The sequence below is a fragment of the Mesorhizobium sp. M1406 genome, assembly GCF_040317555.1.
Classification (GTDB): Bacteria; Pseudomonadota; Alphaproteobacteria; order Rhizobiales; family Rhizobiaceae; genus Mesorhizobium.
Map to the genome: position 1 here is coordinate 1 of NZ_JAMYKW010000154.1, position 1,461 is coordinate 1,461.

A 1,461-nucleotide genomic window follows, 5' to 3' on the forward strand; every position below is an offset into this window, starting at 1 on the left:
CGGAAAATGGCTTGATGCGGTTGAATCGTATGTGATTCTGTAGCTGCCATTGTTGATTCTGGAGGTTTCGACGATGGCTTCGTTGCTTGGATACTTCGGCGACCTGCGCCTGCAAAAAAGGGGAGCATGGTTCTGGAGCGCATGTTTGCGCGTGTCAGCGCGGGCATGCGCCGGCTGGCTGACACGCGCGCCGAGAAGGTCGCGTTCACGCGCCTGTTTCGCAATCGCCACGTGAGCAAGCAAGAGATCATCCGCACGGCGGCGGCGCGAACCAGCGAAGTGGCCGCCGGCCGCCACGTGCTGATCATCGAGGACAGCAGCGAGATAAACTATGAAGCCAAGGCTTCGCGCAAGCGCGGTCTCGGTCGTGCCGGCAATGGCAAGGATATCGGGCTGTTCGTACATCCGGCGCTGGCCGTGGATGCCGTGAACGGCTCGGTCCTTGGCCTTGCAGGCGCCACGATCTGGCGGCGCCAGGCAAAGAAGGCGGATGACTACCAGGCGCTGCCAATCGAAGACAAGGAAAGCTACAAATGGATCGGTACCGCCAAGGCGGCATGCCAGGCGCTGACCGACACGCCGCAGATGACGGTGGTCGGCGATCGCGAAGCCGACATCTACGAAGTGTTTGCAAGGCTTCCCGACGAGCGCACCCATGTGCTCATCCGCGCTGTACGGGATCGGGCCTTGGGTACGCGGGGCGAGCGCCTGTTCAGCGCGATCGCCAAGACCCCGGAAACCGGCCGCATTGCCTTCGAACTGCAGGCCCGACCCGGCCGGCCGGCCCGCACCGTCGAACTGGCCGTTCGCTTCAGCGCGGTGAGCTTGCGCCAGCCCCGCCTTGGCGCCGACAGCCGCGATCCGCGCGAACTTATGCTCAACATGGTGGAAGTGCGTGAGATCGATCCACCCTCGGCCAAGGAAGCGGTGATCTGGCGGCTTCTAACCACACATTGCGTCAACACCCTGGCCGGCGCCATTGCTATCGTCGAGATGTATCGCTCGCGTTGGATCGTCGAACAGCTGTTCCGGACCGTGAAGTCGCAGGCCATCGATCTGGAGGAAAGCCTCATCGCCGATGGCGATGCACTCGAACGCCTGGCCGCCACCGCGTTGGTCGTCGCCACCAGGGTCATGCAACTCGTACACGGACGTGGTTCGCCGGGCCTCGACTTCCAGGCCGCACGCCTCTTCGATCCCATCGAGATCTCCGTCCTGGAAATGCTCATCGCCAAACTCGAAGGCAAGACCCAAAAGCAGAAGAACCCGCACCCCACGCACACGCTCGCCTGGGCCGCCTGGTGTATCGCCAGGCTCGGAGGCTGGAACGGCTACGAAAGCGAGCGCCCGCCAGGGCCTATCACCTTCACCCACGGCCTCAGACGCTTCAACGCCATCACAGACGGCTTCGTTCTCGCCTCGCAAAATCAACCCGAAGCAAATGTGTGCGCACGCTAGCCC

General features: G+C 63.0%; 1 protein-coding gene. It reads left to right on the forward strand.

The genetic code is table 11. The annotated features are described in order from the left end of the window. Positions 1 to 141: 141 nt before the first annotated feature. Positions 142 to 1,458 carry an IS4 family transposase gene (locus tag NKH03_RS34660; protein ID WP_352884251.1) on the forward strand — a complete coding sequence of 439 codons (1,317 nt, stop codon included), beginning with the start codon at positions 142 to 144 and terminating at the stop codon, positions 1,456 to 1,458. Positions 1,459 to 1,461: the final 3 nt, after the last annotated feature.